Genomic DNA, 22,901 nt, shown 5'->3' with positions numbered 1-22,901 from the left:
CCCTGTCATCTCCCCGGTTCACGTGGCCCCGGCCCTTCGAACGACCTGATGCGCGCTCGCCCCCCGGACAGCACCCGCGGACGTGCCCGGAACGCGCACGACCGGGCGTCGTGTGACCGGTGAGGCCAGACTGGAAAGAGTGGCGGAGCTGCCGGAACGCCCCGCCCGAGCACTCGTGGGAGGTCGGCATGAGGGCGGTCACGCGGACGGACGTACCCGTCGAGATCGAGGGCGACGGCGTCGAACTACGGATGCAGGACATCGGCGGGGACACCGATGTCGCCTTCGTCCGGCTCCCCAAGGGCGCGAACATGGGCCCCGCCCTGAAGGGCGAGCCCGACGGCCTGTGCCAGGTCCCGCACTGGGGCTACATGTTCAAGGGCCGGCTGCTGATGCACACCAAGGAGGGCCACACGACCTACGAGGCGGGCGAGGCCTTCTACTGGGCGCCCGGCCATGTACCGGAGGCCCTGGAGGACTGCGAGTACGTGGACTTCTCGCCCCGGAAGGAGTTCGAGGAGGTCATCGGGCACATCAAGACCAACCTCGGCTGACCCCCACTCACCACCGGCCGAGGAAAGGGGGCGCCGTCCTTGACATGTAAGGCCGGTTCGCGCCAGTGCCTTGAATGCGTCGGTTGTCGAGATCCGATGATCATGGATAGTCTCTTCTCCTCGGTACAGCACCACGAGCCGGTCGCGGCCGCTTCCTCGGAGTGAAAGGTTCGTTGTGCGACGTCCCCCCACCTGTGTCATCGGCGGCCACCTCGACGGGCCTCGGGTGACCGGCGGGCATGATCCCGACGCGTATGTGGAGCTGGGCTCCTTCACCAAGGTCCTGACGGGAACCGTCCTTGCGGTGCTCGCCGAGAAACGCGTGGTGTCCCTCGACGACCCGGTGGAACGGTGGCTGAGCGCGGCACCGCGCACGGGTATCACTCTCCGGCACCTGGCCGACCACACCTCGGGCCTTCCGCGGCTGCCTCCCGACACGGGCCTGTTCAACCCGTACAGAGACTTCACCCAGACGCGGCTCAACGAGCTGGCAGGCCGTCTCGACAGTCTGGTCACCGCCACACCGGGAGAGCGTGAGGAGTACTCGAACTTCGGGTACGCCGTCCTCGGCGCGGCACTGACCTCAGCCACCGGCCGGAACTACGAGGAGCTGGTCGGCGATCATGTGCTCGCGCCACTCGGCCTGCCCGCAGGCGCGGTGACGGCCGGACCGCCCAGGGACCAGCGCCTGTTGGGGACGAACCGACTCGGCCGCCCCTCGAAGCCTTGGGATCTGACCGGAGCCATCCTGCCCGCCGGGGGCATGTGGGCAAGCACGCGGACAGCCGCGCGCCTGCTCACCGGGCTCGTCGTCGACAAGACCCTCGGGGAGCCGGCACTGACCTGGCGCCGGGTCGGGGAACGGCCGTTGATCTTCCACAACGGCGCCACCCGAAAGTCCCGGATCTTCGCGGGAGCGGTTTCCGACGGCCGTTGGGTGGTCGTTCACCGCCTTTCGGGGTCCGTCAGGGACACGGACAGAGCCGGTGTGGACGAACTGCGTGCGGCAGCCGACCGTACCTCGGTGGCGGGCCGGCACGAGCAGCGGTGACGGCCTGGGCAGTGCCCAGGCCGCGCTGAACGATGAAGATGGCTTCAGGCCCGGGGCTACCCGGCCACGAACTGCGTGAGGATCGCCTGGACCTCGTAGATGTCCACGCCCTTGGTGAACGTCTTCTCGATCGGTTCGTGGGAGCCGGACAGCCAGATCTTCAGCTCGGCGTCGAGGTCGAAGTGACCGGCCGTCTCGACCGAGAAGTGCGTGATGCTGCGGTACGGGACGGAGTGGTACTCGACCTTCTTGCCGGTGATCCCCTGCTTGTCGATCAGGATGAGACGGCGGTCGGTGAACAGGATGGTGTCGCGGATCAGCAGGAACGCGGCGTGGACCTGCTCACCGTGGCCCAGCAGACGTGCGTAGTCCTGCTGGGCCTTGGCGGGATTGACGGTGTGCGCGTTTCCGAACAGTGCCATGTACCAGGAGACGCCCGCCCGGCCCTCCGGGGTTGCCTCCCGACTACGCTGCGCTACTCGGCCTGGCCGCCGAAGCGCTCCTTGTACGCCTCCAGGTCGTCCTCCGTCAGCTTGGCGAAGAGGACCGGGGGGACGGTGAAGGGGGTGCCGGCGGGGATCGAGGTCAGGGACCTGGCCTCTTCCGGGGTGACCCAGGTGGCGGTGTCGTCCTCCAGGGCGAAGGCGCCGCGCATGGCGGCCGAGGAGGTCGGGATGAAGGGCTCGGAGACCACCGCGTAGAGGTGGATGAGGTTCATCGCCGTGCGGAGGGTGAGGGCCGCGGCCTCCTGGTCGGTCTTGATCTCCAGCCAGGGCGCCTTCTCCTCCAGGTAGGAGTTGCCCGCCGACCACAGCGCGCGCAGCGCCGCCGCCGCCTTGCGGAACTGGAGCGCCTCCATGTGCTCCTCGTACTCCGCGAGGAGCCGCGCGATCTCCTCGCCCAGCTTCGCCTCGGCCTCACCGGCCGCCGCACCCGCCGGGACCTCGTCGCCGAAGCGCTTGCGGGAGAAGGACAGCACGCGGTTGACGAAGTTGCCGAGCGTGTCGGCGAGGTCCTTGTTGACCGTGGCGGTGAAGTGCTCCCACGTGAAGGACGAGTCGTCCGACTCGGGCGCGTTGGCGATCAGGAAGTAGCGCCAGTAGTCCGCCGGGAGGACTTCCAGGGCCTGGTCGGTGAAGACGCCCCGCTTCTGCGACGTCGAGAACTTCCCGCCGTAGTACGTCAGCCAGTTGAACGCCTTGACGACGTCGACCTTCTTCCACGGCTCGCGGACGCCCAGCTCGGTGGCCGGGAACATCACGGTGTGGAAGGGGACGTTGTCCTTCGCCATGAACTCCGTGTAGCGGACGTCGGTGTCGACGTCGAACCACCAGGACTTCCAGTCGCGGTTCTCCGGGTCCTGGTCCGACCACTCCTTCGTCGCGCCGATGTACTCGATCGGCGCGTCGAACCACACGTAGAAGACCTTGCCCTCGGCCGCCAGCTCCGGCCAGGTGTCCGCGGGGACCGGGACGCCCCAGTCCAGGTCACGGGTGATCGCCCGGTCGTGCAGGCCCTCCGTCAGCCACTTGCGGGCGATGGACGACGCCAGCTGCGGCCACTGGTGCTCGTGCGCCGCGACCCACGCCTCGACCTCGTGCTGAAGCTTTGACTGCAGGAGGAACAGGTGCTTGGTCTCGCGGACCTCCAGGTCCGTGGAGCCGGAGATGGCCGAGCGCGGCTCGATCAGGTCGGTCGGGTCCAGGACGCGGGTGCAGTTCTCGCACTGGTCGCCGCGGGCCTTGTCGTAGCCGCAGTGCGGGCAGGTGCCCTCGACATAGCGGTCCGGGAGGAAACGGCCGTCGGCCGGCGAGTACACCTGGCGGATCGCACGCTCCTCGATGAACCCGTTCTCCTTGAGCTTGCGGGCGAAGTGCTGCGTGATCTCCACGTTCTGCTCGGACGAGCTGCGGCCGAAGTAGTCGAACGCGAGGGCGAAGCCGTCGTAGACGGCCTTCTGCGCGTCGTGCGCCTGCGCGCAGAACTCGTCGACGGGGAGACCCAGCTCCTTCGCCGCCAGCTCCGCCGGGGTGCCGTGCTCGTCCGTCGCGCAGATGTACAGGACGTCGTGGCCACGCTGGCGGAGGTACCGGGAGTACACGTCCGCCGGGAGCATGGACCCCACCATGTTGCCCAGGTGCTTGATCCCGTTGATGTACGGAAGGGCGCTGGTGATGAGGTGTCGAGCCATCGGGGGATGCTCCCAGGTCGGTCGATTTCGTAAGGCGTGAGTCTTGAAATCCTAGCCGACATGGGGGTGCCGCCCGCCTCCCGTTTTGCGGGGTGGGAAGCGGACGGCACGGGACGTCCCGGTGAGGGGCGTCGTGGAGGGTTACGGGCGCCAGGCGGCCAGGATGCCCTCGTAGACCTCGGCGTCCGTCAGCTCGCGCGGGGTCTCGCCGGCCAGGAAGTGCGAGGCGTTGCCCGTCTTGAGCTTGCGGAGGTAGTCGAACGCCTTGTTCTCCGGGTCACCGAAGGCGACGAAGGCGAAGTGCACGCCGGGGTGGTTCTTCGCGGCGTCCGTGAGCGCCTGGGTGGCGGGGGTCTTCGCGTCCGGGGCGCCGTCCGTCTGGAAGACGACGAGGGCGGAGGCGGTGGGGTCCGCCGACTTCTGGTGCTGGGCGAGCACCTCCTCGACGGCCGCGTGGTAGCTGGTGCGGCCCATGCGGCCGAGGCCGTTGTGCAGCTCGTCGATCTTGTTCTCGTGCTCGGCGAGGGTGAGCTCGCCGGTGCCGTCGAGCTCGGTGGAGAAGAACACGACGGGCACGGTGGCCTCGGGGTCGAGGTGGGCGGCGAGAGCGAGGGTCTGCTCGCCGAGGGCCTGTGCGGAGCCGTCCTTGTAGTACTGGCGCATCGACGCGGAGCGGTCGAGGACGAGGTACACCTTGGCGCGGGCACCGGTGAGGTCGTGCTTCTTCAGTACGGTACCGGCGGTCTTGTACGCCGTGGAGAGACCGGGGGCGCTGGAGCGGACGCGGGTGGCGGGTGTGGCGGGACGAGCGGCCTCGGTTTCGGGGGTGCCGGCGGGCTGAGTGGGTTCACCGGCTGCCGCCACGACCTCGGGCTCGGGGGCCTTCACGGCTTCCGGCTCGGGTGCCTTGTGGGCTTCGGGTTCGGGTGCCTTCTCGGCTTCGGGTTCGGGTGCGGCTTCGGGCTCGGGGACCGTCACTGCCTCCGGCTCGGGTGCCTTGGCGGGCTCCGGCTCGGACTCCTCCGCCACGGGAGCCGCCTGCGGCTCCGCCTCGGCGGCAACCTCCGGATCCGAGGGCTTGTCGGCGTCGGCCTCCGGCTCGGTCGCCGTGGCAGCCTCGGGCTCGGGCTTCGTGGCGGCCTCGGGCTCGGGGGCGGCCTCGGCCTGCGGCTCTGCCTCGTCCGCGGCCTCGGGTGCCGCGGCCGCCTCGGGCTCGGCGCCAGACTTGGCCTCGGGCTCCTCGACCTTCTCGGCCTGCGGCTCGGCGTCGGCTTCCTTCGCGGCCGCCGGCTCCGTCTGGACCTCGGGCTCGTCCTTGGCAACGGGCTCCGCGGCGGACTCCGCCTCGGCCTCCGGCTCACCCTCCGCGACAGGCTCCGCCTCGGCCTCAGTGGCGGTGTCCGTGATCACCGGCTCGGCCTCCGCGACCGCCTCGGTCTCCCGCGCGGCCTCCTTCTCGACCTCGGCGTCGGACTCGGCGGCCTCAGGCGCAGCCTCCGCCTCGACCTCGATGTCGGCCTCGGCCGCCTGCGGGGCGGTCTCAGGCGCAGCCTCCGCCTTCGGCTCGGCGGCTGCCGCGGCGGACTCCGCCTCGACCGGCGCCTCGACCTGCGCCTCTTCCTCTCCCTCGGCCTTCGCCGCCGCGACGGGCTCACCGGCCTTGGCCTCAGCTTCGGGCTCCGCCGCAGGCGTACCGGCCTTGGCCTCAGCCTCGGGCTCCGCCACCGGCGTACCGGCCTTGGCCTCAGCCTCGGTCTCCGCCACTGGCGTACCCGCCTCGGCCGTCGCCGGCTCCCGCTCCTCCGTCCGCGGCTTCGGCACCGTCACGTTGTCGAAGGCCGCCGAGACCAGCTCGTCGGCGACGGACGAGGCCGGCTTGGCCCCGGACCCCTGGGCCGGAAGCTTCGGCTCGGCCTCCCGCAGGGAACCCGGCTCGGCCTCCCGCAGGGAACCCGGCTCGGTGGTGGCTGATTCGGCACTCCCCTGGGGGGCCGTGGTGGTCGGCTCTGTCGGGGAGACCTGCTCCGCCTCCTGCGAAGGGACCGTGTCGCGCCCCTTGCGTGAGCGGGAGAACGCGTTCCGCAGGAGAGAGAGAATGCCCATGTGCGCAACCCTTCGAGTGAGTTGTAGCCCGTCAATCCCTGGCCAGGACGGACACGTAAGGTTAGCCGCCGCGATTGGCGATCTTGGGGTGGGGCGGGAGGTTTCACTAACCCCGCGACTGGGAGCTGTCAATACCGCCCCAACTGCCGTGGGTTCACCTGCCGTTCACTCTCCGTCCCCGTTCTCGAACACACGCGCCCCTAACGTCGCGCTCACACCAAAGGCACATAAGAGGGAGCGCAACGTGCGCAAGCTGCTGCCCATGATCGGCTCGCACCCCGGCGGCCGTTCCGCCATGACCTGTCGGTTCCGCTGTGGTGACGCCTGCTTCCACGAGGTGCCGAACACCAGCGCCAACGAGTACGTCGGCGACGTCATCGCCTCCGCGCTCAGCCGCCGGTCCGTGATGCGCGCCGCCGCCGTCGTCACCGTGGCCACCACGGCCGGTACGGTGACGACGCTCGGCACCGCCCCGCAAGCCGCCGCGGCCGACGCCGGGACCACCGCCACCACCAAGAGCACGCCGAAGCCCAAGGCCGCCCGTGGCCTGCGGTTCGACGCCGTCGCGCCCAACACGGCGGACACCGTGACCGTCCCCGGGGGATACCAGCAGAACGTCGTCATCCGCTGGGGCGAGCCCATTCTGCGCGGTGCCCCGGCGTTCGACCCGGAGAAGCAGACGGGTGCGGCCCAGGCCGGCCAGTTCGGCTACAACAACGACTTCCTCGCGCTGCTGCCGCTCCCCGGCGAGCGCGGCCGCAAGCTTCTCGTGGCCAACCATGAGTACACCGACGAGGTGCTCATGTTCCGCGGCTACGACCCCGCCAACCCGACCCGTGACCAGGTCGAGGTCGCCTGGGCGGCGCACGGTCTGTCCGCCGTCGTGGTGGAGGAGGACCGGCGGACAGGCAAGCTCACCGCCGTGCCCCGGCACCACCTCAACCGGCGGGTCACCGCCACCACCGCGTTCCGGCTGACCGGCCCCGCCGCCGGCTCGGACCTCCTGAAGACCTCCGCCGACCCGACCGGCCGCAAGGTCCTCGGCACGCTCAACAACTGCTCCGGCGGCACCACCCCCTGGGGCACCACGCTGCACGGCGAGGAGAACTTCAACCAGTACTTCGCCAACAGCAGCCGGCCCACCGACAAGCGGTACGGCATCGGCACCGGCGCCACCGAGCGCAAGTGGGAGCGGTTCGACAAGCGGTTCGACGTGGCCCAGGAGCCGAACGAGGTGCACCGTTTCGGGTACGTCGTCGAGTTCGACCCGTACGACCCGACGTCCACGCCGCGCAAGCACACCGCCCTCGGCCGCTTCAAGCACGAGGCCGCGACCATCCGGCTCACCGCCGACGGCCGCCCCGTCGTCTACTCCGGTGACGACGAGCGTTTCGACTACTTCTACAAGTTCGTCAGCAGCAAGCGGATGAAGAAGGGGTCGAGCCGCGCCGTGCGCGAGCACAACCTCTCGCTGCTCGACGAGGGCACCCTCTACGTCGCCAAGCTCACCGGTGACTCCCCCGCCATCGAGATCGACGGCACGGGCAAGCTCCCGGCCGACGGCGAGTTCGACGGCAGCGGCGAGTGGATCCCGCTGGCCACCGCGACCGCCGAGGGCGCCGTCTCGCACGTCGAGGGCATGACCGCCGAGGAGGTCTTCGTCTTCACGCGGCTCGCCGGTGACAAGGTCGGCGCGACGAAGATGGACCGCCCCGAGGACATCGAGCCCAACCCGGTCACCGGCAAGGTCTATGTGGCCCTCACCAACAACTCCAACCGCGGCAAGACCGGCTTCGCCGCCGCCGACGAGGCCAACCCCCGCAACTCCAACAAGCACGGCCAGGTCCTGGAGCTCACCGAGCGCTGGAACCGGCCCGAGAGCACCCGGTTCGCCTGGCTGCTGTTCCTCGTCGCGGGCGACCCCGACGATCCTGCGACGTACTTCGCGGGCTTCCCGAAGGACGACGTGTCCCCGATCTCCTGCCCGGACAACGTCGCCTTCGACCCGTACGGCAACCTGTGGATCTCCACCGACGGCAACCAGCTCGGCTCGCACGACGGTCTCTTCGGCGTGGCGACCAAGGGGGAGCGCCGTGGTGAGCTGAAGCAGTTCCTGACCGTGCCGAGCGGCGCCGAGACCTGCGGTCCGATCATCACCGACCGCCGGGTCCTGGTCGCGGTGCAGCACCCGGGCGAGCTGGACGGCGCCTCCGTCGAGAACCCCAAGAGCACCTGGCCCGATGGCCCCGGCAAGATCGTCCGCCCGGCGGTCGTCGCGGTCTACCGCGCGGACGGCTGCGACATCGGCGTCTGAGTCAGGGGCACTGCGGTTACGGACCTCTGTCCGTGCAGATGCGAACGCGGGCCGTCCTCCCGAGGGGGGACGGCCCGCGCTTCGTCACCGCTGCCTTCAGGGGGCGAGGCAGCTCACGCCCGGCGCGGCGGCCGGGTCCAGCAGGCCGGCCGGGTCGAGGAGAACGGCCGGGTCGGCCAGCTCGGAGACACCGGCGGGGGTCTCGGTGAGGCAGGTGGCCGTGCCCGCCGGGTCAGGGACCGCGTGGGCGGCCGGGGCCAGGGCGCCGGCGAGGGCGAGGGTTCCGAGCAGGACGGTGGCGGTGCGCCGCATGGTGAACATCCCCTTGTCAGAAAGGAAGTGAATCGTCCGGTTGGACAGATCCGATCATTACGGCTTTCCGCCTGCGAACTCTCCTCCCGTCACCCGTGCGGGGCGGGCGTAACGATTCAGCGCCCTGCGCCGGGTTGACCGCCCCGCGCCCTCGCCGGGCGGCGGCCCGGTCTGGCTAGCGGGCGGCGTCCCCCTCGGGCGGTGAGCTGATCGTCCGGGCCGCCGCGACCTCCTGTCGCAGCGCCTCCAACACGCTTCCCGGCGGCCCGCTCAGATCGGACCGCACCTCGTAGAGGACATCCGTCCTCCGCAGCCCGTCCGCCAGTTCCCGCAGTTGCAGGGCGACCTGGGCGACCTCGGCGGCGGACGGCGGCTGAGCCCCCTGCTTCACCCGGACCCGGGCCGCCGTCGTCGCGTCGACGATCCGCTCGACCGCCACCACCAGCGGCCACCAGGCGGCGGCCCGCCGTCCCGTCGGCGGCGGTTCGGTCAGGGCCCGCTGGAACTCCGTACGAATGGCGGACAGGTCCCGGTAGAGGCGGCGGCGCTTGCGGGCCCGCCCGCCGGGGTCCTCCCCACCCGCCCCGAAGACGTGTTCCACGTACGCGGCGGTGTCGGCGACGGCGTCCGCGAGCCGCGCCCCGACGCGGGCGTGCCAGCTCTCCGGCCACAACAGATAGCCGGCGACGAGGGCGATGCCGCAGCCCATCAGGGAGTCGACGAGGCGGGGCACGAGCAGGCCGGTGCCCTCGTGGTTGAGGATGTCGGAGAGCAGCAGGATCACGGGGGTGATGGCGGCGGTCTGGTAGCCGTAGCCGCGGGGGGTGAAGACCGGGATGAGCGGGGCGAGGCACAGCATCACCGGGACGTCCCACCAGCCGCGCGGGACCTCCGAGAGGATCGCCGCCGCGACGACCAGGCCGACGACCGTGCCGAGGGCCCGCATCAGCGCGCGGGAGAACACCGAGCCGAAGTCCGGTTTCAGGACGAAGGTGATGGTCAGCGCCACCCAGTAGGAGCGCGGTACGGCGATGAGGGAGACCAGTGCCTGGGCGATGCCGATGCACAGGGCGAGGCGCAGGCCGTAGCGCCAGGACGCGGCGGACAGGGCCACGTCGCGGGCGGCCCGTGCGGCGCGCACCCGCAGCGGCGCGGTCCGGCCGAGGTGGTCGTCGGCCCGGGACAGCGCGTCCGGCGAGCCCTCGGTGACGACCTCGGCGGCGTGCCGCAGCGCCTGGTCGACCGCCTTGCCGATCTCGCTCGTCGGCGTGGGCAGCCGCAGTCCCAGCGGCCCGGAGTAGCCGGTGTCGACGGCCTCGGCGACATGGCGGACGGCGGTGGGGATCTCGGCGGGCAGCGGGCGCCCGGAGAGGCGTACGGCGGGGGCGGCCTCGACGAGCGGGGTCACCGCGTTCAGCTGGGCGAGGAGCCGGACCAGGTCGGGGCTGCGGCCGTGGTGGCGGGCGCGGCGGGCGAGGATCAGGTCGTAGGACTGGTTGAGGGACTGGGTGACCGCGTGCCGGGCCGTGTCGTAGGCGTCGGTGGTGTCCGCGGTGGTCGCGGCGAGCAGGTCGGCGACCTTGCGGTAGGTGTCGGCGACGGAGGAGCGTTCCGGCACGCCGGCCCTCAGCGGCCAGGCGAGGAGGGCCTGGACGAGGACGAGGAGGCCGCCGCCGGTCATCAGGAGGGGGGCCAGCCACCAGTCGCCCGGCATCGGCAGGCCCGCTCCGACCACGGAGTTGAGCAGGAGCAGCAGCCCCGACACGGAGGCGACGGCGCCGATCGTCGAGATCATCCCGGAGACCAGCGCGACCCCGGTGAGCGCGGCGACGGTGACCCAGCCCTGCCCGTACACGAGGGAGCCGAGGGTGATGCCGATCGCGCTGAACAGCTGGGGGACGGCGATGTTCAGCAGCCGCATGCGGTACGCGTCCGCCGTGTCGCTGATGACGCCCGCCAGGGCGCCCATCGAGGCGAGGGCGCCGTACTCGGGGCGGCCGGCGGCGAGGCCGAGGGCGAGCGGCAGGGTCAGCGCGACCGCCGCGCGGGCCACGGCGGGCCGGTTGACGGGCGGCGCCTGCTGGGGTTGCAGATTGCGGACCAGCCAGTCGGGCGGGGTCAGGCCGAGGGCGAACGGGCGGGGCATGCGGCCATTATCACCGCCGGAGATCGCCCGATTATGTGAAGTTCTTGGTGGGTTGGGGGCGACGATGGCGCGCCGTGACCGTCGGGTCCCGGCGTCACTTTCGCTGGTGGAGGGTCAGGTCGGCGACCACCGCGTTGTGGTCGGTGCCGCGCAGCTTGAGGAAGCGGGTCTCGCGGGCGGAGAAGTCCTTCGAGGAGACGAGGACGTGGTCGATCTGGGCGCCGAACCTCGGGGTGGTCCGGGAGGGCCAGGTCGCTCGCCGGTCGTCCCCGGTCAGCCGGGCGGCGTCGCCGAGCCCCGCGTCGAGGAGGTCGCGGAAGGCCGCGTGGTCCTGGGTGGCGTTGAAGTCACCGGCGACGATGGTCGGGGTCCGGGTGTCGGCCGCCGCGTACGCGCGCAGCGCGCCGAGCTCCCGCCGCCAGGTGCCGACCTGACCGGCCAGCGGCGGCATGGGGTGCGCCAGCTGCAGCCGTACGCGGTGGCCCTCGACGTCGGCGACGGCGCCGGGCATGCCCATGGTGCCGGGGATCGGGTCGGTGCCCTTGAGGGGGTGCCGGCTGAGGATGACGGAACCGTCGGAGCCGTAGCCCTCGACGGCCCGGCGGTAGGGGTAGGCGGGCTTGTCGCCGCTGAGGTCGCCGAAGGTGTCGCGGAGGGTGGCTGAGCAGGTGGCCTGGCACTCCTCGACGAACACGATGTCGGGGCGCTCGCGTTTCACGGCCTTGACGAGGGCGGCGGTGCCGTCGCCGAAGTGCACGTTCGAGGTCATGACCCGTATCTGGGCGAGGGCCGGACCGTCGGGCACGGTCGTCTTCCCGTACGGCTCGATGTACCAGGCCAGCGCGCCGAGCAGCACCACGCCCCAGGTCAGGCCGGTCCAGGAGCGGGCCAGGGCGAACAGGAGCAGGGCGAGGCCGGTCGGGGCGAGCAGCCAGGGCAGGAACGCGAGGAGCTGGGGGACCGGGGTGAAGGCGTCGATGTCGATCACCCGGCAGACGACGACCGCGGTCACACCGAGCAGCAGCAGGAAGGCGAACCCCTTCTTGCCGCCGTGGGTGGCCCGGCGGGCGGTGACCGGCTCCGGCTCGGGCCGCTCCATGGTCGTGCTCTCCAAGGCCGGCCTTCCGTTCGCCCGCGGTGGTTCTGTGCTCCTCGTTCAAGGACGAGGGGGAAGGGCCGAAGGTTGCGCGGGGAACCAGGGGCCGGGCGCCCGGCCGCCGTCGGGCCGGGGTTGTATGGGCGATACGGGGGGCGGGGTGACCGCGCGGCTCCCGGTGCCCCCGCGGGGCGGTCTGTCGGGTCGGACGGAGGAGGGTGCGTGGGCTGGAGTCCGATGGTCCTCAGGTTCGTCGACGGGGGCGAGACGCCCGTGCCGCTGGACCCGGCCGTCGTACGGGAGGTGCTGGAACCCTACGATGCCGACGGGCCGGGGGCCACCGAGGGCGAGGACGGGAGCCCTGCCTACCGGGTGCGGGCGGCCGACGGGAGCGAGGCGGAGATCTTCGCCGACGACCACGGTCTCACCGTGCACCGCCCGCACGCCGGAGAGGTGTGGGACATCGTCGCCGAGCTGGTCGCCCGGCTCGGCGCGGTCGTCCTCGACCCGAGCGGTACCGGGGTGGTGTGCCGTGCCGAGGAACACGGACACCTTCCCGCGCGATGGCGTGACGACGCCGTGGTGATCGAGATGACCGGGGAGGCGCTGGAGACCGCGCTCACCGGGCGGCGCCGGGGCTGAGGCGTACCGGCTCGGTGCGCGAGGGGGCGCGGTCGTCCGCCGTGTCGGGTCAGGCGCGCCTCTCCTGGTCCGGGGCCGTCGCCAGGGACCACATCACGAAGACCGAGGCGGCGATGACGATGACCGACCAGACGGGCGCGTACGGGAGGAACATGAAGTACGCGATGGCGTAGAGGGACGCCAGGGCGATCCCCACGCCCCGCGCCCAGTCCCGGCCCTGGAGGATGCCCCAGCCGGCGAAGGCGACGACGGCTCCGAGGACGAGATGGATCCAGCCCCAGGTGGTGAGGCTGAACTCGAACACATAGTCGCCGATGTTCGTGTAGACGTCGTCCGTGGCGATCGCCGCGATGCCGTTGAGGATGCCCAGCACCCCGCCGACCATCATGAGGACACCGGCGAAGACCGTGCCGCCGATGGCCCAGGAGGTACCGGAGTGCTGTCCCTGCGGGGGCGTCGGCGTCGAGATGGTCTGGTGGCTGTGGGCGTTCGAACGCGGCTCGGTGCTGTGCTGGGCCATGGGAGGGCCTCCTCAGAAGGGCGGACAGCTCACGCGGGGCGGGTGACGCCGCATGCGCTGTAGGCCGAACGGGTGAGGAGCCCGGGGCTCAGCCCAGCCGGGCCAGGAAGTCCTCCAGCGCCTTGTTGAAGGCGTCGGGGCGTTCCAGGTTCGGCAGGTGGGCCGCGCCGTCGATCACTTGGAGGACGGAGTCGGGCAGGGCGGCGTGCATGGCCTCGGCGTCGGCGACCGGGGTGTACTCGTCGTCGGCGCCGACGACGACCAGCGCGGGTACGGCGACGCGGGTCAGCAGGTCGTTGTAGTCGGGGCGCTCGGCGCGTCCGCGCAGGGCCGCCGCCGCGCCCTCGGGGTCGGTCCCCGTCATCATGCGGTGCACATGCGCCGCGACCTCCGCGTCCGCGTACGGCGCGACCATCTTGTACAGCACCTCGTCGGCGTACCCGCCCATCCCCTCCCGCAGCAGCCGGTCGGCCATCGCGTTCCGGGCGCGCCGGCCCTCCTCGGTCTCGGCGGTCGGGAAGGTGTCGGCGAGGACGAGACCGCGGACGCGGTCCGGGAACAGCCGGTAGCACTCCATGGCGATCTGCCCGCCCATGGACAGGCCCGCGAGGACGAAGTCGCTCACGCCCAGGTCGTCGAGGAGCACCGCGATGTCCTCGGCGAAGACGGAGAGCGGGGTGAGGCCGGGAACGACGGGGGAGGCGCCGTAGCCCCGCAGATCCGGGGCGATGACCCGGCGGGTCGCGGCGAACGCGGTGAGCTGGGGCCGCCACATCGTGCGGTCGAAGGGGTGGCCGTGGACGAGGACGAGGGGGAGCGCCGACGGGCTCGCTTCCCCTTTGTCCTCGTATGCGAGGAAGGGTGCCATGCGTTCGACCCTAGGTCGCCCCAACTCCTCGGTGCAATAAGATCTTTGCCCTCGGTGCAATGTGGCCGTGGGTGCCCGCTGGGGCGGTGCGCCGGGGGGAGGGTGGGCCTGGACATGGTGAGCGACTACCGGCGGATCGCCGACCGGATCGCGGAGGAGATCGCCGCCGGGCGGCTGCGCCCGGGGGACCGGCTGCCGCCGCAGCGGGTGTTCGCCCGGCGGCGCGGGATCGCCGGGTCCACGGCCGGGCGCGTGTACGGGGAACTGGTGCGGCGCGGGCTGGTGGTGGGCGAGGTCGGACGCGGCACGTTCGTCCGGGCGGCGCCGGCGGGTGCGGGGGCCGGGCGGGCGCTGGCGGAGCCGGTCTCCTCGGCGCCGGTGAACATGCAGCTCAACTACCCTTCCGTGCCCGGTCAGGCGGAGCTGCTGGCGGCAGGGCTCGCGCCGCTGCTGCGGACGGACGTGCTGGGGGAGGCGCTGGGCCTGGTTCCGGCGAACGGCACGGGCGCGGCGCGCGAGGCGGCGGCCGGGCTGCTCGCGGTGCCCGGCTGGCGTCCGGAACCGGAGCGGTTCCTCTTCACCGGGAACGCCCGCCAGGCCATCGCCGCCGCCCTCGCGCACCTGGTCCGGCCCGGGGGCCGCGTCGGGGTCGAGTCCCTCACGTATCCGCTGGTCAAGGAGATCGCCGGACGGCTCGGGGTGACGCTGGTACCGCTCGCGACGGACGGGGACGGGCTGCGGCCCGACGCGGTGGCCGCGGCGCACCGGGCGGCGCCCCTGTCGGCGGTGTACGTGCAGCCGACCCTCCACAACCCGACGTCCACGACGATGCCGCACGAACGCCGCGCCGAACTGGCGTCAGTGGTACGGGAGCTGGACCTTCCGGTGGTGGAGGACAGGATCTGGGCGTTCCTGGCGGGCGCGGGCGCGGGCGCGGGCGCGGGTGCGGGTGCGGGCGTGGGGGCGGGCGCGGGTGCGGCTGTGGACCAGGGCGCGGACGCCGGTACGGGCCAGGACGAAGGCGGAGGCGGAGGTGCGGGCGAAGGCGCGGGCGGAGGCGCGGGGCAGGCCGCGGAGGCGCCACGTGGGTGCGTGGGTGGCGCGTTGCCGTTGGCGGCGTACGCGCCGGAGCGGGTGTATGTCGTGGACGGGCTGTCCAAGCGGGTGGCGCCGGGGCTGACCGTCGGGTTCCTCGTGGTGCCCGAGGGGCGGGCCGAGGAGGCCGGGGACGCGCTGCGGTCCGGGGGATGGGCCGCGGGGAGGTTCGCCCTGGAGGCGGCGGTGCGATGGATCTCGGACGGGACGGTCGCCCGGCTGGTCGCCGCGAAGCGCGAGGACGCGGTGGCCCGGCAGCGGCTCGTGCGCGAGGGCCTCGCCGGGTTCGCCGTACGGGGGGACGCGCGAGCCTATTACGCCTGGTGGGAACTGCCGGAGCCCTGGCGGGCCGACACGTTCTGCGCGGCGGCGGAGGAACGCGGGGTGGCGGTGACACCGGGACCGGCGTTCAGCGTGCCCGCGGTCGCGTCGGGGGTGTCGGTGGCATCCACGGCGGCGTCGGCGGCGTCGGCGGTGTGCGCGGCGTCGGAAGGGGCGGGACGCCCGGTGCGGAGGGCGGGGCGGACGCAGGTCAGCCCGTTCAACTGCGTCCGGCTGGGACTTGCGTCGGTGGGTCCGCGGGAGCTGGCGGAGGCGTTGGCGGTGCTGGGGGACGTCGCCCGAGGAGGCCGGTGAGCCAGGCCGCGGCGGCCACGGTGGCACCGAGGGCGAGGAGACCCCAGGTGACGGTGCGCAGGGTGGCGGTGAGGGCGTCGTAGACGGCGCCGGCGGCCGCCGGGGGGACGTCCGGCGGCAGGTCGGCGAGGGTCAGATGGCGGCCGAGGGCGACGGCGACACCGAGCAGGGCACCGCCGAGCGCCGTGCCGAGCCCTGTCGCGCACACCGCACGGCGGCGCCGGGTGGCGATCAGGATCCCCGCCGTGGCCAGTACGAGCGCACCGACCGGCAACCAGAACGCGGCGACTTCGAGCATGCGATACCCCTTCCGCAGCTGGACGAGTTCCTCCGCCGACAGCACCGTGACCTCGGTGCGCGCGACCGGGATGCGATGGGCGAACGGCACGTGGTCGCGGACGAGTTGACGCTTGACCCGTTCGCCGACCGGCGCCAGGTCGAGGGTCACCGGTTGCGCCCCGTGCCCGCTGCCGCCGGCGCTCTCCGCGCGGACCGCCCGCAGCACCGCGTCGTGGGCCGCCCGGTTGGCCGTGTGCCACGCCGTACGGAACGCCTCGGTCCGGGTGAACGACCGGGCCGCGTCGTGCGTGAAGTCCCGGACGGGCTCGCGCAGCGGCGGCCGGACCCGCACCTCGCGCATGATCCCGGTGGCGACCGCGTCCGCGAGGACCTCCCGTACGTCGGGGTCGGCGGCGAGCGGCGCGGTGACGGCCTCGTAGCGGTCCCGGTCGCCGAGCTCGTACGTCGCCCACGCGGCCAGCGCGCCCACCGGCGCGAGCAGGCATGCGAGCAGGATCAGCGCGGTCGACAAGGGGCCGCGAGCACGAGGGAACACCCCCTCAGGCAAGTCCCCCGGCGGCGCCCGCGCGAGCGCTGACGCCGCGTCTGACTGCGAATGGCCCCCCAGGACAATCCGAACGGCTGCCGTCGGGCAACGGGGGCGCCTCATAGCTCGGGGCTGCGTCTTCGTTGGCGGGCGCGGGTGAGTGGGGGCCGTTCGCGCAGTTCCCCGCGCCCCTGAAGGGAACGGGCCTGCGGCCCGCCCTTCATCGCAAAAGCACGGGGCCGCAGGCCCCTGCTTTTCCAGGGGCGCGGGGAACTGCGTGAGAAACCACGACGAACCCGCACCCGCCAACGAACCGCGCGCCCCCGAGCTATGAGGCGCCCGGCGCCCGGCAGCGCCCTCCGGTGGAGCACTCGGCCGAACGGGTGTTTCCTGGACAGGGGGAGCAAGGAGCCCGATCATGCGGATCCCACTCGCTCCACGGACCCTCGCCGCGACCGCCCTCGCCGGCGGTGTCGTCACCGTCGCGGCCTTCGGGACGACGGCCCAGGCGGCCGCACCGACGCACGACGACCACTCCGGCCGACTGGTCAGAGGCACCGTCGTCGCCCGCGGCGACCTCAACCTCCGGGAACAGCCGACCACCCGCTCCCATGTCGTCGGCTTCGTGGCACCCGGCGCGCATGTCCGCGTCGAGTGCGCCGTACGGGGCCAGAGCGTGTTCGGCGACCGTCACTGGTACTGGCTGCCCGAGGAGCGCGGCTGGGCCAGCGCGGTGTTCGTGGACACGGGCCACCGCTCCGTGCCGAACTGCACCGACCCGTGCCCGCGCTGGAAGGACTGCGACCCGTGCCGGAGCGGAAACGGCCACGGGCACGACAACGGCTCGGGCTCCGGAACCGTGACGTTCACCTGGACCTTCACGGCCTCCGGCACCTGGGAGTGGGACGACTGATCCCCCACCGCTCACCCCCCACCCACCGCTCACCCCCACCGGTCACCACCCGCTCTCACCCCAAGCGGTGGCCCTCCGCGTCCTCGTGCGTGTAGTAGCGGTAGAACGTCGTCACGAACACGGCCGCGGCGATGACGAGGGAGAGCACCGTCGACATCAGGACGCTGTCTCCCGCCTGGCTGTAGAGGAAGCCGAACGCGCAGCCCGTGAAGGCCGCCCACAGTCCGGCGTGCAGTTCCCGGCGCAGCCGGGGCGCGACGGCCTGGACGGCGAGGTGGAGCGCCATGAACACGAACGCGGTCACCAGGCCGAACAGCACGTTCCAGCCGGTGATCGGGCCGGCGTCACGGTTGAGGGCCGCCGCCCAGTAGCCGTAGACGAGGCCGAGGACCACGGCCAGGGTCCAGCGCGCGAGGGTGTGGGTGCGCGGGCTGAAGACATCGGGTGTGGCCGGGGTCGTCCGCGGCATCGGTGCGGCCGCGACCCCTTGCAGCGGTGTGCCCGGCCTGGGTGCCGTCTGAGCCATGGGAGCACTCCTTCCTTCCCTCCCCCGCGACTGCCCGCCCCGCTTACCAGGTCACACCTGGGGCGCCCCGTCGGCAAGTCGGAGTAAGGGAAAAACCTGGCCACGGTCCGCAGGCCACGGTCCGCAGGGCATGGGCCCCCGGGCGCCGGGCCGGGATGCGTGGGCCGTGGTGGCGTGCTTCGCTGAGGGGCATGCGGATGCCGATGCCGCGTGCGCGCCGGGCACAGGACCCCCTGGAGCGGCAGCAGCTGCTGCGGGTGCGCGGCCGCAGCGTCGCCTGGCTTCCGCCGCTGATGGTGCTGTGCGCCGTCCCCGCCCTCGACTGGGTGACCAGCGGCGACTTCCGGGTCATCTCGTGGCTGGTGCTGGTGCCGGGGATCGCCGCCGCGTTCTGCGGGGTGTGGACGACGGCACTGTTCGCGGTGCTCGCGATGCTCGTGTACTTCGCGGGCGACAACGCCTGGCCGCACCAGTACCGCACCGGTCTGCCCGACTTCATCCTCCTCGCCGTGGGCGGGGTGATGTCCGTACTGGCCTGCGCGGTGCGGCTGCGCGGGCAGGAGCGGATGCTGCACATGCGGGCCGTCGTCGACACCACCCGCAAGATCCTGCTGCGCCAGCTGCCGCCGCACGTCGGGGGCCTCGACCACGCCGAGGTGTATCTCGCGGCGGACAGCGAGGCCCGCGTCGGCGGCGACTTCTACGACATCCAGCCGAGCCCGCACGGCACGCGCGTCCTCCTCGGTGACGTCCAGGGCAAGGGCCTCGGGGCGGTGGAGGCGGCGTCCGTGCTGCTGGGCGCGTTCCGGGAGGCCGCGTACTACGAGGCGGAACCCGGCACGGTGGCCGAGCGGCTGGAGACCCGGATGATCCGCCACGTCCGCTACTGCGCCCACGTCGGCCGCGACGACGCGGAACGTTTCGCGACCGCCGTGCTCCTCGACTTCCCCGAGCTGCGCAGCGAACGCACCGACTGGGGCCCCGACACGACGGGTCTCGGCACCCTCACCGTCGACATCATCAACTTCGGCCACGAACCGCCGCTGCTGGTCTCCCCCGACGGCGTACGCGTCCTCATGCTGGGCGACGGACTCCCGCTGGGCCTCAGCGAGTTGGAACCCGCCAACCCGACCGGTCCACCGACCATCGGCGGACCGGGCTGCGTGGGCATCACCGTGCGGCTCGCCCCCGACGAGTCGTTGTTGTTGGTCACCGACGGGGTGACGGAGGCGCGGGACGGGGACGGGATGTTCTTTCCCCTGCGCGCCTATCTGAGCCGGGCGGTCGCCGCCGATCCGCGTGCCGCGACCGACCCGGTCGCCCTCGTGCGGCTCGTCCACGCCGGCGTCCTCGGTCACACCGGCGGGCATCTCGACGACGACACGACGATCTTCGCGGTGCGCCGCGGCACCGGCACCGGGCGTGCTCCCGGCGCCACGGCGCTCCCCTGACCGGAACCTCCCCTGACGTGGCCTTCCCACCCGGTCCTTTCCCCGTTTGCACGCGCAGCGGTTACGGTGCTGGATGGCGTACGTGATCGATGGGGAGGGAACCGATGCCCGGAACCGTGCTGCTGCTCGCGGCCTCGCCCGTGGGCAAGGGGTGCCTGGTGGACGCGGCCTCCGTGCTTCCCGTACTCGCGGCCGTCTCGCCCGAGGTGCTGTCCGGCACGGGCACGGCGAACGTCGTCGAACTCGCCGATCCGCTGGAGCCGCAGGCCGTGCTCACCCGGCTGCGGGCGGCGGCCACCGCGCCCGGCCCGCTCACCGTGTACCTCACCGGGCAGCTGCAACTCGACCGCAAGCAGCGGCTCGTGCATCTCGCGCTGGCCCGTACGACCCCGGCGACCGTGCGCTACACCGCGTTCCCCTGGCACTGGATGGTCGAGGAACTCCGGCTGCGCGCACCCGGATCCACGACCCTGTTCCTCGATCTGCACGCCGACGCGGAGGTGTGGCGGCAACTGGCGGGGCGGCCGTTGGGGGTCGGCCCGGGGGCGAGTGTGTACGGGCGGATCGCGCCGCCGCCGTCCCGGCGGGGTGTGGCCGTACCGCAGTACATGAAGGCCCTCGCGACGATACTGCGCAGCGGGCAGCGTCTGCCTCCCGCGGTCCTGCACGAGCAGGTGCTGCTGCGTACGACGGAGTACGGGGACATCCTCCTGGCCCAGGACGCGGCGGCCCCCGGCGGCGGGCCGCAGGGAGACCCGGTCGCCGTCCTGCCGGAGCCGGTCATTGTCCTGCCCGAGCCGGCCATGGCCCTGCCGGAGCCGGTCGTCGTCCTGCCCGAGCCGCCCACCGGTGTGCCGAACGCGAGGACCGGGGGCGCGGCGGCGGGGAAAGCCGAGGCCGGGGGCACGAAGGTCGGGGGTGTGGTGGCCGGGGGCGCGGAGGCCGACGATCCTCATCTCGCCATCACGACCGCCGTGCAGGACGGGCGGCACGCCGAGGCCGACGCGCTCGCCGCCCGGTGGGAGGAGGCCGCCCGGCGCGAGTTCGGGGCGGGTTCGGCACAGGAGCTGCACTGGCGTGAGGTGCGGGCCGACCTGGCGATGTTCGCCGGGGACGCGGCGCGCAGCTGCGAGACCTGGATGGGCGTGGCCGAGGCGCGGCTGGCCGTGGGCCAGGGCGTGGGGGACCCGGAGGTCGAGGCGGCCGTCGACCGGGCCCACCACCAGTGGGGGCAGATCGGTGACCTGCGGCGGGCCGGTGAACTGGGGCTGCGGCTGGTCGAGTTGCGCGGCCGGGTGCCGGGGCGGCGGGAAGGTGCCCTGCACCATGTGCGGCAGCACCTCGCCGAGTTGAGGTCGGCCCAGCACGTACCCGGTTAGTCGAGCCGGGCCGATGAGCCGTCGTTCCGTTCGTCGTAGATCGATGAGCCGTCGATCAGAGTGCGCGCCGGGCCGACCTCGGAGGGGGAGTTGTGCGAGGTCACACCGATGATGTGCCCCCGCACGCCGATCACTTAAGCGGGCGCGGATCCGGATCCGATCGAAGCTTGATCAGAGTTTGATCCGAAACCGGTCACGTGTCGGTAAAAAACACCTCCCCTTGCCAACTGTTCACACCGCCTCCGCATCAGAGGGGCGCCGGGAGACGCACCCTGAACCACGCGCCGTCGCCGGAGGGTTCGAGGAACACCGTGCCGCCGTGGGCCGTCGCGATCGCGGCGACGATGCTGAGGCCGAGTCCGCTGCCCGGTGCCCTGGTGGCCTCGCCGCGGACGAAGGGTTCGAAGAGGCGGGCGCGGAGTTCCCGCGGGATGCCGGGGCCGTCGTCCATGACCTCGATGACGCGGTGGCCGTCCTCCGTGCCGAGGCCCAGCGTGGTGGTGGTGCCGGGCGGGGTGTGGACGCGGGCGTTGTTCAGCAGGTTGGCGACGAGCTGGTGCAGACGGAGCGGGTCACCGGTGACGGTGTGGTCGCCGGGCGCGAGGAGCAGCCGTACGGGGTGGTCGGGGTGGCAGTCCCGGGCGGCGGAGGCGGCGTCGCGGCAGAGCTGGGCGAGGTCCACACAGGTCAGTTGCAGGGGTTGGCCCAGGTCGAGGCGGGTGAGCAGGACGAGTTCGTCGATGAGGGTGCTCATCCGGCCGACCTCGGTGGCGATCCGGCCGAGCGCCTCCTGCCGCATGGGTTCGAAGGCGGGGTCGCCGACGCGGGCGAGTTCGGCGTAGCCGGAGATCGTGGTCAGCGGGTTGCGCAGCTCGTGGCCGGCGGCGGCCATGAACTCGCGCAGCCGGCGTTCCGCCTCCTGCTGTTCCCGCCTCTCCCGGCGGCCGAGGCGCCGCGCGCCGAAGACGACGGTGGCGAGCAGGGGGACGGCGGTGGTGGTCTCGACCTGGACGAGGCGTTCGACGGCGCGGCGGTCCTCGACCGTCGAGCGTGCGGTGACCACGTAACTGCCCTCGTGGGTGCGGCCGGCCAGGGGGACACGGACCACCTGGGCGCGATAGGCCTCGCCGAACCCGGAGGGGCCGGGCCGCGCCGCGTACGCCTTGAGGCGGCCGGGGGTGAGGGAGGGGAAGGCGGGCAGGCCGACGGAGCCGGGATAGCGCTCCACGACCCTGCCGTGCGCGTCGAGGACGAGGACGAGGGTGTTCTCGTCGAGGAAGGGCGGGGTGAGCGAGGCGGGCCGCTCGACCGCCCGGCGCGCGGCCGGCTTGCGAGCGGCGGGGGTCGCTGGGCCGGCCGTATCCGCGCGGCACGTGATGGCCGGGTCCGGGTCCTGGTCCGGGTCGGCGCCGTCAGCCGGGGACGACCGTGTCGGGGCCCGGCCCGACCCCGAGGGCGAGGGGGCTGACGAGGACACGGACGTGACACCGGCCGCGGCCCCGGACTCGGCGCCGTCGGCCTCGGACTCGGGGTCACCCCCGGACGACGTCCCCGTGCCGGACGAAGCGTCAGCCGCCCTGGACTCGGCGTCGGCCCCGGCCGTGGTCCCTGTGCCGGGCTCGGCCTCCGCCTGGGAGTCGGCGTCCGCTCCGGACGGCGTCCCCGCCCAGGAATTGGCCTCCGCCCTGGGCTTCGTCCCGGTCCCGGAGCCCGCTCCAGAGTTGCTTCCGGTCTCCCTCCCGGACCCGGACCCGGACCCGGACCCGGCCCCGGTGTCGGAGCCGGATCCCGTCCCGGTCCCGGTCTCCCCCTTCGTCCCGGACCCGGACGCCGCCCCGAACGGACACGCGGATCCCGGAGTCGCTGCGGGAGCCCCCGGTCCCCCCGGAGCAGCCGGTGCCCCCGCTGCCGAACCCGGCGCGGATGCCGACGTCGCGTCCGACGCGGCGTCCGGCGTCCCATCCGGCGCCCATGCCGCCGCCGCTCCCGACGGCGGGAAGGCGAGCCGGTTGAACCGCTCTATCTCGCTGTCGGTACGGGTGGTCAGATGATGGGCGAGGGTGTGCGCGGAGAGCGCACCGAGGGTGCCGAGGGTGGTGAGGGTGGCGAGCAGCCAGAAGGCGACGGTGCGGCTGCCCGCGCGGGCGGAACGCTGGGGATGCTCCGACGCGGCGCGGTTCGCGCGAGGATGGGGCTGTCCGCACGGGGTGGTCGTCGCGAGCAGTCCGGCGGCCTTGATCGTCTCGCCCAGTCCGGTGAAGCCGCTCATCCGTCCGCT

The 22,901-nt window shown here is 72.8% G+C and carries 20 protein-coding genes; 8 read left to right on the top strand and 12 right to left on the bottom strand.

Going from position 1 to position 22,901, the window contains the following annotated elements; genetic code table 11:
• The first annotated feature begins 188 nt into the window (after window positions 1-188).
• Window positions 189-554 carry a cupin domain-containing protein gene (locus tag M8J73_RS19230; RefSeq protein ID WP_055538399.1) on the top strand — a complete coding sequence of 122 codons (366 nt, stop codon included), beginning with the start codon at window positions 189-191 and terminating at the stop codon, window positions 552-554.
• 175 nt (window positions 555-729) lie between these two features.
• On the top strand, window positions 730-1,605 hold the full coding sequence (locus M8J73_RS19225; RefSeq protein ID WP_055538398.1) for a serine hydrolase domain-containing protein: 876 nt from the start codon (window positions 730-732) through the stop codon (window positions 1,603-1,605).
• Between the two features lie 56 nt (window positions 1,606-1,661).
• Here the strand turns inward: M8J73_RS19225 and M8J73_RS19220 are convergent, their stop codons facing one another.
• From M8J73_RS19220 to M8J73_RS19210, 3 genes are all read right to left on the bottom strand, one after another.
• The gene (locus tag M8J73_RS19220) at window positions 1,662-2,027 is read right to left on the bottom strand and encodes a PH domain-containing protein (RefSeq protein WP_055538397.1); all 366 of its coding nucleotides are present in this window, start codon (window positions 2,025-2,027) and stop codon (window positions 1,662-1,664) included.
• A gap of 53 nt (window positions 2,028-2,080) precedes the next feature.
• A complete protein-coding gene (metG, locus tag M8J73_RS19215; RefSeq protein WP_055538396.1) occupies window positions 2,081-3,796 on the bottom strand; it encodes a methionine--tRNA ligase in 1,716 nt (571 codons plus the stop codon).
• A gap of 141 nt (window positions 3,797-3,937) precedes the next feature.
• A complete protein-coding gene (locus M8J73_RS19210) occupies window positions 3,938-5,899 on the bottom strand; it encodes a VWA domain-containing protein (protein ID WP_055538395.1) in 1,962 nt (653 codons plus the stop codon).
• Window positions 5,900-6,143: 244 nt separating this feature from the next.
• Here M8J73_RS19210 and M8J73_RS19205 point away from each other — a divergent pair, with 244 nt between their 5' ends.
• On the top strand, window positions 6,144-8,213 hold the full coding sequence (locus tag M8J73_RS19205; protein ID WP_055538394.1) for a PhoX family protein: 2,070 nt from the start codon (window positions 6,144-6,146) through the stop codon (window positions 8,211-8,213).
• Between the two features lie 96 nt (window positions 8,214-8,309).
• Here M8J73_RS19205 and M8J73_RS19200 read toward each other — a convergent pair whose 3' ends face one another.
• The 3 genes from M8J73_RS19200 to M8J73_RS19190 all read right to left on the bottom strand — a co-directional run bounded on the left by M8J73_RS19200 (window position 8,310) and on the right by M8J73_RS19190 (window position 11,785).
• Complete coding sequence (locus tag M8J73_RS19200) at window positions 8,310-8,525, bottom strand: hypothetical protein (RefSeq protein ID WP_055538400.1); 216 nt, start codon at window positions 8,523-8,525, stop codon at window positions 8,310-8,312.
• A gap of 175 nt (window positions 8,526-8,700) precedes the next feature.
• The gene (locus M8J73_RS19195) at window positions 8,701-10,671 is read right to left on the bottom strand and encodes an FUSC family protein (RefSeq protein WP_055538393.1); all 1,971 of its coding nucleotides are present in this window, start codon (window positions 10,669-10,671) and stop codon (window positions 8,701-8,703) included.
• A gap of 94 nt (window positions 10,672-10,765) precedes the next feature.
• On the bottom strand, window positions 10,766-11,785 hold the full coding sequence (locus M8J73_RS19190; protein ID WP_055538392.1) for an endonuclease/exonuclease/phosphatase family protein: 1,020 nt from the start codon (window positions 11,783-11,785) through the stop codon (window positions 10,766-10,768).
• Between the two features lie 204 nt (window positions 11,786-11,989).
• Here M8J73_RS19190 and M8J73_RS19185 point away from each other — a divergent pair, with 204 nt between their 5' ends.
• Window positions 11,990-12,409, top strand: coding sequence for a hypothetical protein (locus M8J73_RS19185; RefSeq protein ID WP_063799192.1), 420 nt, complete (start codon window positions 11,990-11,992; stop codon window positions 12,407-12,409).
• A gap of 49 nt (window positions 12,410-12,458) precedes the next feature.
• On the opposite strand, the gene M8J73_RS19180 is transcribed toward M8J73_RS19185, so the two are convergent.
• Window positions 12,459-12,929, bottom strand: a complete 471-nt coding sequence (locus tag M8J73_RS19180; protein WP_055538390.1) for a DUF7144 family membrane protein — start codon at window positions 12,927-12,929, stop codon at window positions 12,459-12,461.
• 88 nt (window positions 12,930-13,017) lie between these two features.
• Window positions 13,018-13,797: an alpha/beta fold hydrolase gene (locus M8J73_RS19175; protein WP_249828850.1), complete on the bottom strand. Its 780-nt coding sequence runs from the start codon at window positions 13,795-13,797 to the stop codon at window positions 13,018-13,020.
• Window positions 13,798-13,914: 117 nt separating this feature from the next.
• Here M8J73_RS19175 and M8J73_RS19170 point away from each other — a divergent pair, with 117 nt between their 5' ends.
• Window positions 13,915-15,528 (top strand): aminotransferase-like domain-containing protein, encoded by a 1,614-nt coding sequence (locus M8J73_RS19170; protein WP_249828862.1) that lies wholly within the window; start codon window positions 13,915-13,917, stop codon window positions 15,526-15,528.
• Here the strand turns inward: M8J73_RS19170 and M8J73_RS19165 are convergent.
• Complete coding sequence (locus M8J73_RS19165) at window positions 15,434-16,363, bottom strand: hypothetical protein (RefSeq protein ID WP_107424165.1); 930 nt, start codon at window positions 16,361-16,363, stop codon at window positions 15,434-15,436. The genes M8J73_RS19170 and M8J73_RS19165 overlap by 95 nt on opposite strands.
• A gap of 409 nt (window positions 16,364-16,772) precedes the next feature.
• On the opposite strand from M8J73_RS19165, the gene M8J73_RS19160 reads away from it, so the two are divergent.
• Window positions 16,773-17,267 (top strand): SH3 domain-containing protein, encoded by a 495-nt coding sequence (locus tag M8J73_RS19160; protein WP_249828849.1) that lies wholly within the window; start codon window positions 16,773-16,775, stop codon window positions 17,265-17,267.
• A gap of 55 nt (window positions 17,268-17,322) precedes the next feature.
• Here M8J73_RS19160 and M8J73_RS19155 read toward each other — a convergent pair whose 3' ends face one another.
• Complete coding sequence (locus M8J73_RS19155; protein WP_372503973.1) at window positions 17,323-17,793, bottom strand: hypothetical protein; 471 nt, start codon at window positions 17,791-17,793, stop codon at window positions 17,323-17,325.
• 191 nt (window positions 17,794-17,984) lie between these two features.
• Here M8J73_RS19155 and M8J73_RS19150 point away from each other — a divergent pair, with 191 nt between their 5' ends.
• Window positions 17,985-19,244 carry a PP2C family protein-serine/threonine phosphatase gene (locus M8J73_RS19150; protein WP_055541861.1) on the top strand — a complete coding sequence of 420 codons (1,260 nt, stop codon included), beginning with the start codon at window positions 17,985-17,987 and terminating at the stop codon, window positions 19,242-19,244.
• A 104-nt stretch (window positions 19,245-19,348) separates the two neighbouring features.
• Entirely contained in the window at window positions 19,349-20,623 is a 1,275-nt protein-coding gene (locus M8J73_RS19145; RefSeq protein WP_249828848.1) for a hypothetical protein, read from the top strand.
• Here M8J73_RS19145 and M8J73_RS44840 read toward each other — a convergent pair.
• Both M8J73_RS44840 and M8J73_RS19140 read right to left on the bottom strand, forming a co-directional pair.
• A complete protein-coding gene (locus M8J73_RS44840; protein WP_257234332.1) occupies window positions 20,620-20,748 on the bottom strand; it encodes a hypothetical protein in 129 nt (42 codons plus the stop codon). The genes M8J73_RS19145 and M8J73_RS44840 overlap by 4 nt on opposite strands.
• A 122-nt stretch (window positions 20,749-20,870) precedes the next feature.
• On the bottom strand, window positions 20,871-22,892 hold the full coding sequence (locus M8J73_RS19140; RefSeq protein WP_240500925.1) for a sensor histidine kinase: 2,022 nt from the start codon (window positions 22,890-22,892) through the stop codon (window positions 20,871-20,873).
• Window positions 22,893-22,901: the final 9 nt, after the last annotated feature.

Origin of the sequence: Streptomyces neyagawaensis (genome assembly GCF_023516595.1) — a bacterium.
Lineage (GTDB): Bacteria > Actinomycetota > Actinomycetes > Streptomycetales > Streptomycetaceae > Streptomyces > Streptomyces neyagawaensis.
Note: the sequence above shows the minus strand (reverse complement) of the source record. Positions and strands in the feature narration are given on the sequence as shown.